Raw genomic sequence first — 14,980 nt, 5'->3', positions numbered from 1 at the left:
TCCCCATGGCCACGTCCACTCCACAAACGTCCGGGCACGCCCCACGCCGTGGCCGCCGCGCGGATTCTGACAAGCACCGTGCGATCCTGGTCGAGGCCCGGCGCATGTTCACGCGTGCAGGCTTCGAAGCGGCCAACATGGACCGCCTGGCCGCGGTTGCTGGCGTGTCGAAGGCCACCATCTACAAGCATTTCCAGAGCAAGGAGCAGTTGCTGCAGGCATTACTGGACGACCTGCTCGGCCACCTCCCCGCTCCTGCCACGCTGGTTGACCGCGGACAGGGCCCCCTGCCCGAGCGGCTGCTCACCATCGGCCAGCAGCTGTGCGCGCTGGCGACCAGCCAACTGGTGCTGGACGCCCGGGCACTCCTGGACGCCGCCGCCAAATCGGGATGGACCGCGCCGGGCGCCTTCTGGACATGCTGCGTCGCCCCCTACCGCGCGGCATTTGCCGCGATGCTGGACCAGACCGCCGACGACGACGGCCTTGAGATCACCGACGCGGAAATGGCGACATCGCAATTCTTCGCGCTGGTGGCATCCGAGCCGTTCCTGCGCCTCGCCTCGGGTGCGCCCCCGCTCACCAAGGCCGCGCTTACCGGTCATGTAACCGCCGCCGTCGGTACTTTCCTCCGCGCCTACAGGCAGGCCCCGGCCGCACGCACCTGATGGACCCCTCGTACTGGCGACGATGCAACTTCTTAACCGTCGCCGCTGTCTACTGGAAAGACCCCCTCTCGACGTCGTCCCATGTCCCTTCGCGATGCCCTCCGCATTCCCGCCACCGAGATTACCGACGAGGCGGTGTACCGTGATCGCCGGCGCCTGATCGCAGCGCTGGCGGCCAGCACTGCCCTGGCCCTGCCCGGCTGCGCCGAGGCTGACCCACCGGCGCCCCCCAGGGCGCCCATCACGCCCCAGCAGGCGCGTTCGGGCTTTCGCACCGACGAGACCCTGACGCGCATCGAGGACGTCACCAGCTACAACAACTTCTACGAGTTCGGCACCGGCAAGGCCGACCCGTCCAAGGCACGCAAGACCCTGCGCACTTCGCCATGGACCATCGCGGTCAGCGGCGAGTGTGCCAAGCCCGGCGTGCTGGACCAGACCGACCTGCTCAAGGGCCTCACGCCCGAGGAGCGGGTCTACCGCCTGCGCTGCGTGGAAGGCTGGTCGATGGTGATTCCGTGGCTGGGCGTACCGCTGGCTGCAGTGCTCAAGCGGTTCCAGCCCACCTCGAAGGCGAAGTACGTGGCTTTCACCACGCTGGCCGACCCACGGCAGATGCCGGGGCTGGTGTACCGCAGCATCGACTGGCCCTACCGCGAGGGCCTGCGCATCGACGAGGCCATGCACCCCCTCACACTGCTGGCCACGGGACTGTACGGCAAGCCGCTGCCGCAACAGAACGGCGCGCCGCTGAGGCTGGTGGTGCCATGGAAGTACGGGTTCAAGAGCATCAAGTCGATCGTCGAAATCCGCTTCGTCGAGAAGATGCCGCCGACCGCATGGAACGACCTGCAGCCGGACGAATACGGCTTCTTCTCCAACGTCAATCCCAACGTGGACCATCCGCGCTGGAGCCAGAAGACAGAGCGGCGGATCGCAGGTACGGCCAGCAAACTGTTCGCCGAGCGCATCCCCACGCGGCTGTTCAACGGCTACGCCGAACAGGTGGCCGGCATGTACAAAGGCATGGACCTGAGGAAGTGGTTCTGATGGCACCGTGGCGGCCCTCCTCCCGGGCCAACCTGGCGCTCAAGGCGATGGTCCATGCGCTGGCGCTGACGCCTGCGGCCATCCTGGCGATGCAGATCCGCGAGGAGTTCCTCACCGGCAGCGGTGCCTTGGGCGCTGATCCGGTCGCGGAGATCGAGCATCGACTCGGCCTGTGGGCGCTGCGCCTGCTGATGCTGACCCTGGCCATCACCCCGCTGCGCCAACTCACCGGGCAGACCGTGCTCCTGCGCTTCCGGCGCATGCTGGGCCTGTACACGTTCGTGTATGCCACGTTGCACCTGACGGCCTATCTCGTTCTGGATCTGCGCGGCTACTGGACCCAGATCTTCGAAGAGATCGCCAAACGACCCTACATCACCGTGGGCTTCCTGGCGTGGCTGTTGCTGCTCCCACTCGCTGCCACATCGACGCAGGCCGCGATCCGCCGGTTGGGCCGCCATTGGGCCCGGCTGCACAAGGCCATCTACGCCATCGGCATCCTGGCCGTGCTGCACTTCTGGTGGCTAGTGAAGTCCGACATCCGCGAACCGCTGCTCTATGCGGTGATTCTGGCCACGTTGCTGGGCTGGCGCGTGGTGCAGCGGTGGCGCGGCGTCAGCGCGCGCCAAAAAGCAGCAGCAAGCTAAGCAGGGTGGCCAGCATCAGCGCGGCCAGCAACAGCCAGGGGATACGCCGCACCGAGGTCGACAGCGTCGCCCGCCGTCCCGTATTGATCAACACCGGCGCCGCTTCGTCCGACTCCAGCAGCTCCGAATCCGGCAACGTCTCGGCAAGCGCCCGCAGCGGTGCTTCAACCACGAACCGATGCGTGGTGTCGAAGACCACCTGGTCGCCTACCCGCAGCAGCGCGTGACGGACCGGATGTCCGTTGACCGTGCTCCCGGTCTCCGAGCCCATGTCGCGCAACACGATGCCATTGGGATGCGGCTCCAGGCGCGCGTGCCGTTCGGCGAAATCGTGGTCGGTGATGACGATGTCCGAGTCCGCGCTGCGGCCCACCATGCGCGGGCGGTCCAGCGGAAAGGCGCGACCGTGGTGGGTGCCACCCACGCCACGCAGCACGGCATGTCCCTGTCCGTCGGTTTGGACGGTCTCCCGAGGTGCGGGCAAGGGCTCCGTGCCCAGCAACTGCAGCAACTGGCCTTCGAAGAAGATCGCATCGCCCGGCCGCAGCATGGCCATCCGGCGCACGGGTCGCCCGTTGACGTGAACCCCGCGCGAGCCTTCGCGCAGTTGCAGCCAGATGCCGCGTCGGTCCACGCAGAACTGCACCCGCGCATCGACACCGCTTTCGACCGGGCGCGGGCGACCGTCGGCGTCGAGGCCAACGGCATGCACGCCCGGTGTCAGCACCAGGTCGAGGTGGTCACGATGGGGGAAGCGGAGTCTTGGGGCAGTCACGTGCGGGAAATCTAGCACGGCATGGCCACTTGGAAGCACCTGCAAGGGCCGCCACAATACTCACGCACCCCTTGGAGTCCCCGCATGTCGCACATCGCCATCGATCACGCCCACAAGCTGCCGCCAGCCAAAGCCCGCGCCGTCGTCGAGGAAGTGGCCGCGAAGCTGCACGAGCGATTCGGCGTGGACCACCATTGGGACGGCGACCTGCTGCATTTCACCCGCAGTGGCGTGGATGGGCACATTGTGCTGCAGCCCGGCAACGTGCACGTCACCGCCAAGCTGGGTTTCCTGTTGGGCGCGTTGAAAGGCCCGATTGAAGCGGAGATCCGCCGGGTACTGGACGAGCGCTTCGCCTGACGCATCGGCAAAACCGCGCGCCACGTCCACGCAAGCAAGGCCGCCCGATTCAACCCGGCGTCCGGGGATCGCCAGCAAACAGCCGGCGTGACAGTGCGCGCTCGTCCTGCTCGATCTCGGCGACGAACGCCGCCGGGTCGCCCAACCGCGCAAAGGCGTCCACGCCACGCTCCAGAAACCCTTGCAACTCCGCCAGCCCGGCAGCCGTCGCGGGCCCGCGGGACAGCTTCAACAACATGCGGACCCCAGGCAATTTCAAGCCCCGTCCCAAGTCCTTGCCCACGCGGGCGATCAGGTCAATCTGGTGACTGCGCAGCCGGGGCAAGCCGCTCGCGCGGTAGGCCTCACCGTAAAGCGCATCATCCAGCCGTTTGCGCCCGGGCGCGAGGTTTTCCAACACCTCAGCCATGCGCAGGTCGAAGGCGTGGGTCAACAAACCCAATTCGACCGCATCCGCCACGCTGGCCAGCAACGTGTCCGGCAACAGCTTCTGCATCAGCGGCACGACACGGGCGATGTCGGCATCGCGCCGGCTGAAGTCGTGGTCGCCATAGACGTCGCTGAGGAAGAATTCGGCCGCCGCACGGTGGCGAGGGTTCTCCAGGAAGTGAGCGAAACTGCGGCGCAAGCGCTCTGCCTGCCATCGTCGCAACTCGGGTAGCCAGCGCAGCCGGTTGCGCGCTTCGAGTACCGGGTTGGTCAACCGCTGGTGGCGCTGCAACAGGTCGGGGAGCCGGACGGACAGATCGCGGGTTCGGGCCATGCCTCGGATGATCGGGTGCCCGGTTGCCCGGCCGCAACCTCGCCGAGTCCCCTTTCGGCCACGTTGCGCTAGGGCCTGCCGATGAACTGCCCCAGGGCCGGCGCGGTTGCCACAGGCCGTGACGCCGCCGCCACAGGCCTTGTCCATGATTGGGCTACACTCGGGCCAAACCCTCCGTACCGCTGCGCATGCTGTCACTCCACACCGCCCGCGAACGCCGCGCCCCCCACGGCAAGCCCCGCATCGGCCTGGCCATTGCCGGCGGCGGGCCCATCGGCAGCATGTACGAGCTCGGCGCCCTACGCGCGCTGGACGAGGCCATCGAAGGCCTGGACCTCAACCGCATGGACTGCTACGTCGGCGTCAGCAGCGGAGCCTTCCTCGCCGCCGGCCTCGCCAACCGCATGCGCACGGAGGAGATCTGCCGCATCTTCATCACCGGCGACAGCTACGACGCGGTGTTCCGCCCTTCCGACTTCATGCGCCCCGCCGTGGCCGAGTACATGCGTCGCGCCGCAGCCCTGCCCCGCATCGCCCGCAAGTGGTGGGGCGACATGCAGCACGCACCGTGGGGCACAGGTTGGTCCAACTTCATCATGCGCTTCGGCGGCCTGGTGCCCACCGGACTGTTCGACAATGCCCAAGTCGAGCACTTCCTGCGCGACGTCTTGACCCGCCGCGGACGTACCAACGACTTCCGCAAGCTGGACGTGCCGCTGTACGTGATCGCGGTGGACCTGGACAACGGCGAGGCGGTCCGCTTTGGCAGTGAACAATGGCGCGATGTACCCATCTCCAAGGCCGTGCAGGCCAGCGCCGCCCTGCCCGGCCTGTATCCGCCCGTGCAGATCCGTGGCCGCAGCTTTGTCGATGGTGCCCTTCGCCGCACCATGCACGCCTCGGTTGTGCTGGAGCAGGACATCGACCTGCTGATCGGCGTCAACCCGCTGGTGCCGTTCAATGCGCAGAGCGAGGACCAGGGCCTGGAGGCCGGTGCTGGCCATTCCGGGCGCCTCGCCCGCGGCGGCCTGCCCGCCGTGCTCTCGCAGACGTTCCGCACCCTGCTCCAGTCGCGCATGCAGGTGGGCCTGGCCAAGTACGCCACCCAATACCCCAACATCGACCAGCTGATCTTCGAGCCCAACGCCCGGGACGGCGAAATGTTCTTTACCAACGCCTTCAGTTTCTCCGCGCGGGCGCGCATCGCACAGATCGGCTACCGCAACACGCTCGCCGACCTGCGCCGGCGCGCCGAGATCCTGCGCCCCATGCTGGCGGCCCATGGTCTGGCGCTGCGTGAGGGCGTGGTCAACCAACCGCGCCGCTCGATCTTCGACGGCCTCCCGCCCGCCTCGCGCGATTCGGATGCCACCGCGCGGCTGCGACGGGCACTGGACGAGTTGGAGCAGCGTGCGACCTCTGGCATGGTGTGAAAGCTCTAGACCCGCGGCGCATCTTGGAACACAACCCACCCATCCCTTGAGGGCCCCATGGCCACGTTCAAGAAGTCCGCGAAGAAGTCCACTGCCAAGAAGGCCGGCGCAACGCACTCGGCCGAGGGCTTGACCAAGACGATCAGCGAGTCCGCACAGCAGATCTGGTTGGCCGGCATGGGGGCCTTCGGACGCGCGCAGAGCGAGGGCACCAAGCTGTTCGAGGCGCTGGTCAAGGAAGGCCTCAACCTGGAACAAACCGCGCGCAAGCTGGCCGGTGGCCAGGCCGATGCGGTACGCGACGCCGTGGAGACCAAGGTCGGCAACGCCCGCGAGCGCGCGGCCGACACCTGGGATCGCCTGGAAAAGGTGTTCGAGGACCGCGTGCAGCGGGCGATGAACAAGCTGGGAGTGCCGGGCCGCGACGACCTCAACGAACTCAGTCGCCGTGTCGATGCGCTGACCACGCAATTGCGCCAGTCAACCAAGCCGGCTCCGGCTGCCAAGGCCCCGGCCAAGCGCGCCGCCAAGACCGCGACCAAGGCCGCATCCGCCCCGGCGAAAAAAGCCACGAAGAAGGCTACCGCCCCGCGCGCCCGCAAGTCGGCCGCCACGCCGGCGAAGCCGTCCAGCCCGTAAAGCAAGGCCGCCCGGCATGCGTTGACCGCATGCCCGATCAAGCCCGCCAGTCCCGCCTACCGTTTGCTCCCCTCCCCTTACGGTTAAGGACTGGCGGGCCCCTTGCGCCACCAATCCCCCGACCGCGGTCACGGGTTTCCTGTGCCCACCGGCACTGAACGCCATAACGTCGGACACGTATAGTGCGCGACTGGGTGTCTACTCCGGGGTGGGAATGCTCAACGCGTCGTTTATTGCCATCGTGCTCGTGGTCGCCATCGTGCTGGGCGGCGGCTTCATGGCGTACCTCTGGCTGGTCAAGCAACGTCAACTGATCGTGGCCGGCGGTATTGCCACGCTGGCCGGCATGCGCTGGCGCGAATTCTCCCGTTTCGTGATCGAAGCGCTGCAGGCGCAGGGCTTCGAGGCCCACCCCGACGAACACAACCCCGAACAGACCGACCTGCGCCTCACCCGGGGTGGCCAGACCTGGTTGCTGAGCTGCAAGCAAGGCCCCAAAACACGCGTCACCGGCACCCAGGTCGGCGAGCTCACCGACGCGATTCGCCTCAATGGTGCGGCCGGCGGCATCCTGGTCACGCTGGGCAACATCGAACCTTCCGCGCGAAAGCTCGCCGGTCACGTCGACATGCTCGATGGGCACGCGTTGTGGCCCTTGATCGATCCATTGTTGCCTCCCAGCGTGCACAACGGATTGCACGAAAGAGCCAGGGCGCAGATCACGCGAACCGCTGCACTGGGCTGGCTCGGGGCACTGGTGGTGGGCTTTGGCCTGGCCATGCTGCTTGCGCCCGAAGGCAGTCGGACCGCAAAGGAGACCGCCGCAGCCGGCCCGCTGGCTTCGGCCCAGCCGGTCAGCACACCGACTTCCGCCCCCCCTCCGACGAGCCCGAGTGCCGCCCCTGCCCCTGCGATCGCACCGACCGTCAGCGTTTCCACCATGCCCGAGGCCGATCAGCGCAAACAGGTCATTGAGGAGGTCGGCGGCCTGCCCGGCATTGAGTCGGTGTTCTGGTCCACCCGCTCGACCCTGATGGTGCAACTAACCGAGGATGCCAACCAGCAGCGGGTCGACGAGATCTGCGCGGTGGTCAAGCACTTCGACGCGGTCCGCACCTCGCGCCTGCACCTGCAGCCGCCCGCGGGCAGCGAAGCGCGCGTGCGCTTCCTGCAGTGCGCCACCTTCTGAGGTAGATCCGCAGCGCTTCAAACACCAGAAAGGCCGCCGGCAACCCCGGCGGCCTTTCGCGCTTCAACAGCTACCCGTTACACCCGCGCGCCCGGGAGCCCTTTGCCTACCAATGCACCCCACGCATCAGCGAGGCAAACGCAATCTGCTCATGGCTCGGCTGCTCATCCTTGAGCGCCTTCCTGTCGCCCTTGGCCGCGGCCGAGTCCGGGAACAGTTCGAACGCAGTATTCATCACCACCTCGTAGGCCTTGGGCGCCAGCGCGTTAATCAGCGAGGCAAAGATGCCCAGGCGCGTTGCGATGCGACTGGGGCGCTCAATGATGCCCTTCACCACCAGGTCCGCCGCCTCATCCGGGGTCAGCGTGGGCACGCTGTCGTACATCTTGGTCGGCGCGATCATCGGCGTCTTCACCAGCGGCATGTTGACCGTGGTGAAGCAGATGCCCTTGCCCGACAGTTCACCCTGCGCGCATCGGCTCCAGGCATCCAGGGCTGCCTTCGATGCCACGTACGCCGAGAAGCGCGGCGAGTTGGCCAGCACGCCAATGGAGCTGATGTTGATGATGTGCCCCCGGCGGCGCTCGGTCATGCCAGGCAGGAAGCCCATGATCAGGCGCAGGCTGCCGAAATAATTGAGTTGCATGGTCCGCTCGAAATCATGGAAGCGGTCGTAGGAAAGCTCGATCGAACGGCGGATCGAGCGCCCCGCGTTGTTGATCAGGATGTCGACCCTGCCGTGTTCTTCCAGCACGGTCTTCACCAGCCGGTCGCAATCGGCCATATCCGACAGGTCCGCCGTGTAGGCAAACACCTTGCCGCCGGCGGCCTTCATCTCGTCGCGGGCCTTGAACAGCTCCTCTTCGCCACGCGCCACGATGACCGTGGTCGCACCCGCGGCGGCGACCTTCTGCGCGGTGGTCAGGCCAATGCCCGAGGAGCCACCGGTGATCACCACCACCTTGCCCTTGACCTTGCCCTTGAGCGACCGGTCAATGAACAGGTCCGGATCCAGATACCGCTCCCAGTAGTCCCACAGGCGCCAGGCGTAGGTGTCCAATCGGGGCACGCTGATCCCGCTGCCTTTCAGTGCCCGCTCCGCTTCGCGGTTGTCGAAACGCGTCGGGTAGGTCAGGAACTTCAGCGTTTCCTTGGGCACCTTGAAGTCGCGCAGCAGCATGCCCACAAAGCGCCGCACCGGCGGCAGGCTGCCCACCGCCATGCGCACGCCCCCCGGGATGAAGGCAAACATGCGCGCATCGATGCGCATGGTCATCTCCGGCGCATGGCCGGCACGGGCGAAGGTGTTGAGCACCTCACCCACGCGCATCGGTTCGGGATCGGTCAGGTGGAAGCAATGGCCGTCGAGTTTGGGCTTGTGCGCGATGTGGTCCATCGCATCGGCAACGAAATCCACCGGCACGATATTGATGCGACCGCCTTCCAGGCCCAGCGTAGGCATCCATGGCGGCAGCATCTCGCGCAGCCGCTTGAGGAAGGTGAAGAAATAATAGGGTCCGTCGATCTTGTCCATCTCGCCGGTCTGCGAGTGGCCCACCACCATGCCGGGGCGGTAGATGCGCCATTTGATGCGTTTTTCCGCACGCACCAGGCCCTCGGACTCGTGCTTGGTCCGCAGGTACGGATCGTCCAAGCCCTCGGCTTCCTCGAACATATCCTCGCGGAACACGCCGGGATACAGGCCCGCCGCGGCGATGGAGCTGGTGTGATGGAAGCAGCCTGCCTTGATCGCGGCGGCCAGGTCCAATGCATGCGCCGTGCCTTCGATGTTCGCTGCGCGCTGCGACTCTGCACTGGCGGTGAGGTCATAGATGGCGGCCAGATGGAAGAAGTGCTTCACCTTGCCCTGCAGCGCCTTCACCTTGGCCGGCGCAACGCCGCAGTTGGCGCGGGTCATGTCGCCCTCGACCACGACCACGCGTTTCATGTCCCAGCCCATCTTCTGGCCGATGGCCTCGAGCTTCTTCACCGAGTCCTTGCGCACCAGCACGTGCACCGGCCCCTTGCGCTTCAGCAGCAGGTTGGTGACCAGAAAGCGCCCGATGAAGCCCGTCGCGCCCGTGACGAAATAGCCCATGCCCCTCTCCTGGTTGTGGTCCCGGCGCACTCCATCGCGGATTCGGCTTGCGCGCCCGGCGCCGGCCCGGACCCGCTGGCACGCACGGCGCCGTCGCGCCTACGTTGCCAGAGTGGCGACGCGCCCACAATTCCCCGCCGTATTGACCACCCCCCACCTGCATGGTGTGATGACCCCACTGCTTCGTGGCGCCTGGGAGGGCCCCATGCCGGACCTGCAAACTGCATTCAAGCAAGCCGCCGAAGACATCAAGGGACTCGCCGAGCGCCCGGACAACGACACCCTGCTGCGCCTGTACGCGCTGTACAAGCAGGGGGCCGAAGGCGATGTGAGCGGACCCAAGCCCGGTTTCTTCGATTTCGTGGGCACCGCCAAATACGAGGCCTGGTCCAAGCTCCAGGGCACACCCCAGGCAGACGCCATGAAGAAGTACGTCGACCTGGTGAAGAAACTACGCGGCTGACGCCGCACCCGCAGAGGACGTTGCCTTAGTGGCCAGGGACACGCGCCAGAAGATCCTCGATATGGCGTTGAGCATGTTCAACGCCCAAGGCGAGCCCAACGTTACCACCAACCACATCGCAGACGAGCTGGAGATCAGCCCTGGCAACCTGTACTACCACTTCCGCAACAAGGACGACATCATCGAGCAGCTGTTCGCGCGCTTCGAGGAGCGCATGGACAGCGCGCTGGGTGCGCCCGAGGGGCGATTGCCAGGGCTGGAAGACGTCTGGTTGCAGCTGCACATGGTGTTCGAGTGCATCTGGGACTACCGCTTCCTGCACCGGGATCTGGTCGAGATACTGAGCCGCAACCGGCGGCTCCGCCTGCGGTTCGCCCGCATCCTCAAGCGCGCCGACGAGCAGGCGCACCTGGTCATTCGCGGCCTGTCAAAAGCCGGGGTGATGCGCGGCTCGGCCGAGGAGCTGGCGGCCACGGCGACCAACGTGCTGCTGATTGCCACCTTCTGGCTCAACTATTCGGCGGCCCGCGGCGACAAGGACGAGCACGTCGCGATCCGCCAGGGCATCGTGCAGGTGATGATGCTGATCGCGCCGTTCCTGCGTGATGCCGAGCGGATGCACCTGCACACACTCACCCGCGCTTACCGCGACTGACGCCGCTCAGTCGCCGTCGCGACGCCCCCCGCCCCCGGGGCGCCGCCTGTTCGCTTCGTCCTTCCAGTGCCTCCCGCCTGCCAACACGCGCTGCGGAAGTGCCATCGCCTCACGGCGGACCACCGCTGCCAGACCGAGTCCCGCCAGCCAAAGGTGGCGAAACGTGGTCTGTTTGGACCGCGGGGTTCGACGCGTACTGGCGGCCATGGACAGGGCTCCCTTGACCGGTTGGCATACCGGTTCCGCAGGCTACTGTGGCGGTCGCCAACCGAGCAAACACACTATCGGGCCGCCCTTCCCCCTCCCCCAAGCAATTGCCAGCACAGGAGATTTTGGGGATGCTGGGGCTTCACTGGAGCGAGGGACAGGTCATGGCAGGCAAGGCATCGTGGGCAGCACTTCCCAAGGACATGCAGGGCTTTTCCTTCGAGGGCGATGCGTTGAAGAAGGCGTGGTCCAAGCTCCACGCCGGCGACCAGGAACCCTATCCCGACAAGAAGCGGGCCGCCGCCCTAATCGCAGCCGCCGGCAAGCAGGCGCCCAAGGGCCTTGATGCGGACGCCCTGGCCGCTGCGCTGCAGGATGCCTGGCGCTCGTTCCACGAAGGCGACTTCAAGGCGGCCTACGACGCTGGCGTCGCGCTGGGCCCCGTGGGTGCGTCGGTGGCGGTCAAGGCCATCGGCATCCACGCCACGCATCTGGTCGACGACGACGCCGAGAAGCTCAAGCGTTTCGAACAGGCGGCCAAGCTGGCGGAGGCCGCGGTCAAGGCGTTGCCTGACGAGGCCAACAGCCATTTCCGCCATGCCTTCGCGCTGGGCCGTTACAGCCAGTGCATCAGCATCGTGAAAGCCCTCAAGGCCGGCATTGCCGGCAAGGTGCGCGCCGCGCTCGAAGCCACGCTCGAACTGGCCCCCAATCACGCCGAGGCGCACACCGCCATGGCGCTGTACCACGGCGAGATCATCGGCAAGGTCGGCAGCATGATCGGCGGCGTGACCTACGGCGCCAAGGCCAGCGAGGCGAAGAAGCACATGAGCACTGCGTTGCGCCTGACGCCCCAGGTCCCGATTGCCAATATCGAACACGGCAACCTGCTGCTGCTCCTGCATGGCGACAAGGAGGAAGCCGAGGCGGCCCAGGCCTATGAGGTCGCCGGCGCGCTCAAACCGCTGGACGCGATGGATGCACTGGACGCGGCATTTGCCCGCGCGCAGCTCGAATAAGTCAGGCGTCGTGTGTTGCCCGATTGACGCCAGTCAAACGGCCGTCGCGCCACGGCGCTAAGCTGGCCGTACCGGGCCCCGCACGCCCTTTTCGACCAGGAGCCGACATGCACATTCTTCTCGCCGTTGACGGCAGCGCCGTCGCTACCCGCGCCGTCAAGCATGTCGCCAAGCTGGCCGCGAGCATGGCCAAACCGCCCAAGGTCACGCTGCTGTTCGCGGACGAGCCCCTGCTGCGCAGCGTCGCGGTTTCACTGGGCGCCCAAGGCGTTGAGAAGTACCACGCCGACAACGCCGCCTACGCCACGCGCCAGGCGCGGGCCGCACTCAACCGGGCCAAGATCACCTTCAAGGAAGACATGCGCGTGGGCACCCCAGCCCCCACCATCGTCAAGGCGGCCAAGGACCTGAAGGCGGACCTGATCGTGATGGGTTCGCGCGGCCACACCGCACTGGCCAGCGTGTTCCTCGGCTCGGTGGCGACCAAGGTGATCGCCGAAAGCCCGATCCCGGTGACCGTCGTCCGCTAACCCGGCTTAGGCCACGCCCGCCGCCATGGGCTGGGTCAGCCTGGCCACCACTGGGTGGTCTGCGGGCAGCGCCTTGACCATCAAAGCCACCGCGCCCTCGAAACGCGTCGGGCGGCCCAGGTAATACCCCTGCAATTCGTCCACGCCGTGTTCCGCCAGCCAGTCACGCTGGGCAGCGGTCTCCACGCCCTCGGCCACGGTTTCCAGCTCCAGCGCCTTCGCCAGTGCGATCACGGACTGGCAGATGGAGCGGTCGCTGGAGTTCTCCGCGAGGTCGCGCACGAAGGAGCGGTCGATCTTGAGGCGGCGAATCGGCAGGCGCTTGAGGTAGGCCAGGCTCGAATAGCCGGTGCCAAAGTCGTCCACCGCGATACTCACGCCCAAGTGCGTCAGCGCCTCCATCGTCGCGATCGCGTGCTCGGGGTTGTCCATGATCATGGACTCGGTCAGCTCCAGCTCAAGCGCGCCGGGACGCAGGCCGTAGGTTGCCATCGCCTGCTGCACGTCCTCGTACAGCGACTCGGCGAACTGCGCGGCCGACACGTTGACCGCGATGCGGAACTCACCCAACCCGAGGGCCGAAAGGCGCTTGTGGTGCTGCGCGGCCATGGTCAGCACCCGGCGGCCCAGCTCGCCGATCATGCCGCTTTCCTCGCACACCGTGATGAAGCGGCCTGGCGGGATCTCGCCCTGCTCAGGGTGGTTCCAGCGCACCAGCGCTTCCATCGCCACCGGGCGACCGTCGCGGTGGAACACGGGCTGGAACGCCAGCACGAACTCGTTGTTCTCGAACGCCTCGCGTAGTTCCTTGACCAGCTGCAGGCGTTCGGAGGTGTTGGCGTCAAAGCTGGCGTCATAGCCCACCGCGCGGTTACGGCCCAGGCGCTTGGCCTGGTACATCGCCATGTCCGAGCGCATCAACAGCATGTCCGCGGACGAACCCGATTCCGGATAGCTGGCGTGCCCAATGCTGGGGGTAATGGCGTGGGCCGTGCCGTCGATGATGATGGGCTGCGAGATGGCATGGGTAACCCGCTCGATCACCGCGTTGCGTGCCGTGGCATCGCCCTGCTCGGTGAGCAACACCACGAACTCATCGCCGCCGAATCGCGCCACGGTGTCGGTATCGCGCACCAGCCCGGACAAGCGCGACGCCACCGCGCGCAGCACCTTGTCGCCCGCGGCATGCCCCAACGTGTCGTTGATGAGCTTGAAGTCGTCCAGATCAATGAACATCACCGCGACGCTGGACCCATTGCGGTCCGCCATGCGGATCGCCTGCTCCAGACGATCCAGCAGCAACTGACGGTTGGGCAGTCCGGTCAGGTCGTCGTGGGTGGCGCGATAGGCCAGCTGGTCCTCGTAATGCCGCTGCTCGGTGACGTCGTTGACGATGGCCACGTGGTGCGTGACCACGCCATCGGGAGCGCGCAGCGGGGTCAGGTGCAGGTCGTTCCAGAACAGACTGCCATCGCGTCGGTAGTTGCGCAGGGTGACGCGCACGTCGCGTTCGCTCTGCAAAGCGGACCGGATCGCGTCCACGGCCGCCTGCTCGCGGTCGGTGCCCTGCAGGAAGCGGCAGTTGCGCCCCACCAGCTCGTCGCTCGCGTAGCCGGTGATGCGCTCGAACGCAGGGTTGACGTAGATGATCGGGTGGTCGGCCACCGTGGCGTCGGTGATCACGATGCCGCTGTCGGTGGTCTCCACGGCACGGCGCAACAGGCGCAGGTCGGTCGCGAACCGGCGTTTCTCGTCGTCCCAGTTCGGTCCTCCCTCGTGCGCCATCTCATGCCGCAGCGGCGCCGAGTCGACCGTCAACATATCCGCCGCGCCGACCGCCGTCACCAACAGGCATGGCACACCGCCAAACTCAAGGTCACGCACCTGCAACTGGGCCGAAAGCATTCGCCCATCCGGCATCGGGAACGACCATCGTTCGCCACCCAGCCGCTCTTCCTGCCGACGGGCCGCCAGCGTGTCCAGCACCCACGCCAACGAATGAGCCGGCGTGCCCTCGGGAGAGACAACCCCTTCGGTCAATCCAAACGCAGCGCGCGCCGCCACGTTGGCCGCAACAACACACCCCTTGGTGGGGCAATGGATCCACATGGGCACGGGGTTGTCGACGAACAGGGTGCGTTGCTGCCCTTCCATGCGCTTGACCCGCTCACGTGACTGGGTCAGCTCACCCTGCCCGATAGCCGCCGCACGGTCAGCTTCCAGCAAGGCACGATGCGCGGCTTCCAGCTGGGACACGTGCACCCGGTTACGACGCAGCAATGCGCCGACAAGGAAGCCCGCGAGCAGCGTGACCGCCCCCGTCACCACCAGCCCGCCCCAAGGCCACGCACCCACGATGTGTAGAGTTTCCGATGCCGTCACTGCCGCGCGTCTGCCATCGCCGGATCGGGCGCGCCCGCAGCGAGCACGCCATGATTTTCGATGATGCCACAACCCGGCCGCACCTCACGGCGAGCGTTTGAC

15 protein-coding genes are annotated in these 14,980 nt (G+C 66.7%); 11 read left to right on the top strand and 4 right to left on the bottom strand.

Annotation, left to right across the window (positions count from 1 at the left end):
• Positions 1–5 precede the first annotated feature (5 nt).
• From N800_RS15375 to N800_RS09300, 3 genes are all read left to right on the top strand, one after another.
• Positions 6–668: a TetR/AcrR family transcriptional regulator gene (locus N800_RS15375; protein WP_052108124.1), complete on the top strand. Its 663-nt coding sequence runs from the start codon at positions 6–8 to the stop codon at positions 666–668.
• Positions 669–749: 81 nt separating this feature from the next.
• The gene (msrP, locus tag N800_RS09305; RefSeq protein WP_036137411.1) at positions 750–1,718 is read left to right on the top strand and encodes a protein-methionine-sulfoxide reductase catalytic subunit MsrP; all 969 of its coding nucleotides are present in this window, start codon (positions 750–752) and stop codon (positions 1,716–1,718) included.
• The gene (locus tag N800_RS09300) at positions 1,718–2,365 is read left to right on the top strand and encodes a protein-methionine-sulfoxide reductase heme-binding subunit MsrQ (RefSeq protein WP_036137408.1); all 648 of its coding nucleotides are present in this window, start codon (positions 1,718–1,720) and stop codon (positions 2,363–2,365) included. The genes msrP and N800_RS09300 overlap by 1 nt, the downstream gene beginning before the upstream one ends.
• On the opposite strand, the gene N800_RS09295 is transcribed toward N800_RS09300, so the two are convergent.
• A complete protein-coding gene (locus N800_RS09295; RefSeq protein ID WP_084087428.1) occupies positions 2,334–3,140 on the bottom strand; it encodes an FHA domain-containing protein in 807 nt (268 codons plus the stop codon). The genes N800_RS09300 and N800_RS09295 overlap by 32 nt on opposite strands.
• Before the next feature lie 84 nt (positions 3,141–3,224).
• On the opposite strand from N800_RS09295, the gene N800_RS09290 reads away from it, so the two are divergent.
• Complete coding sequence (locus tag N800_RS09290; RefSeq protein WP_036137404.1) at positions 3,225–3,500, top strand: polyhydroxyalkanoic acid system family protein; 276 nt, start codon at positions 3,225–3,227, stop codon at positions 3,498–3,500.
• Between the two features lie 49 nt (positions 3,501–3,549).
• Here the strand turns inward: N800_RS09290 and N800_RS09285 are convergent, their stop codons facing one another.
• Positions 3,550–4,263 (bottom strand): DUF8198 family protein, encoded by a 714-nt coding sequence (locus N800_RS09285; RefSeq protein WP_036137402.1) that lies wholly within the window; start codon positions 4,261–4,263, stop codon positions 3,550–3,552.
• 188 nt (positions 4,264–4,451) lie between these two features.
• On the opposite strand from N800_RS09285, the gene N800_RS09280 reads away from it, so the two are divergent.
• The 3 genes from N800_RS09280 (at position 4,452) to N800_RS09270 (ending at position 7,524) form a co-directional block, all read left to right on the top strand.
• On the top strand, positions 4,452–5,696 hold the full coding sequence (locus N800_RS09280; RefSeq protein ID WP_036137401.1) for a patatin-like phospholipase family protein: 1,245 nt from the start codon (positions 4,452–4,454) through the stop codon (positions 5,694–5,696).
• A gap of 57 nt (positions 5,697–5,753) precedes the next feature.
• Positions 5,754–6,335, top strand: coding sequence for a phasin family protein (locus N800_RS09275; RefSeq protein ID WP_156962942.1), 582 nt, complete (start codon positions 5,754–5,756; stop codon positions 6,333–6,335).
• A gap of 214 nt (positions 6,336–6,549) precedes the next feature.
• Positions 6,550–7,524: a restriction endonuclease gene (locus N800_RS09270; protein WP_036137400.1), complete on the top strand. Its 975-nt coding sequence runs from the start codon at positions 6,550–6,552 to the stop codon at positions 7,522–7,524.
• 106 nt (positions 7,525–7,630) lie between these two features.
• Here N800_RS09270 and N800_RS09265 read toward each other — a convergent pair whose 3' ends face one another.
• Positions 7,631–9,622, bottom strand: a complete 1,992-nt coding sequence (locus N800_RS09265; protein WP_036137398.1) for an SDR family oxidoreductase — start codon at positions 9,620–9,622, stop codon at positions 7,631–7,633.
• 205 nt (positions 9,623–9,827) lie between these two features.
• On the opposite strand from N800_RS09265, the gene N800_RS09260 reads away from it, so the two are divergent.
• From N800_RS09260 to N800_RS09245, 4 genes are all read left to right on the top strand, one after another.
• Positions 9,828–10,085: an acyl-CoA-binding protein gene (locus N800_RS09260; protein WP_036137500.1), complete on the top strand. Its 258-nt coding sequence runs from the start codon at positions 9,828–9,830 to the stop codon at positions 10,083–10,085.
• Positions 10,086–10,113: 28 nt separating this feature from the next.
• A complete protein-coding gene (locus N800_RS09255) occupies positions 10,114–10,740 on the top strand; it encodes a TetR/AcrR family transcriptional regulator (protein ID WP_036137395.1) in 627 nt (208 codons plus the stop codon).
• A 338-nt stretch (positions 10,741–11,078) separates the two neighbouring features.
• A complete protein-coding gene (locus N800_RS09250; protein ID WP_232227581.1) occupies positions 11,079–11,966 on the top strand; it encodes a hypothetical protein in 888 nt (295 codons plus the stop codon).
• Positions 11,967–12,073: 107 nt separating this feature from the next.
• Positions 12,074–12,496 (top strand): universal stress protein, encoded by a 423-nt coding sequence (locus N800_RS09245; RefSeq protein ID WP_036137392.1) that lies wholly within the window; start codon positions 12,074–12,076, stop codon positions 12,494–12,496.
• A 6-nt stretch (positions 12,497–12,502) separates the two neighbouring features.
• On the opposite strand, the gene N800_RS09240 is transcribed toward N800_RS09245, so the two are convergent.
• On the bottom strand, positions 12,503–14,851 hold the full coding sequence (locus N800_RS09240; protein ID WP_156962941.1) for a putative bifunctional diguanylate cyclase/phosphodiesterase: 2,349 nt from the start codon (positions 14,849–14,851) through the stop codon (positions 12,503–12,505).
• Between the last annotated feature and the right edge of the window lie 129 nt (positions 14,852–14,980).

This window comes from Lysobacter daejeonensis GH1-9 (assembly GCF_000768355.1).
Classification (GTDB): Bacteria; Pseudomonadota; Gammaproteobacteria; order Xanthomonadales; family Xanthomonadaceae; genus Aerolutibacter; species Aerolutibacter daejeonensis.
This window is presented reverse-complemented; position numbering and strand designations above follow the sequence as displayed.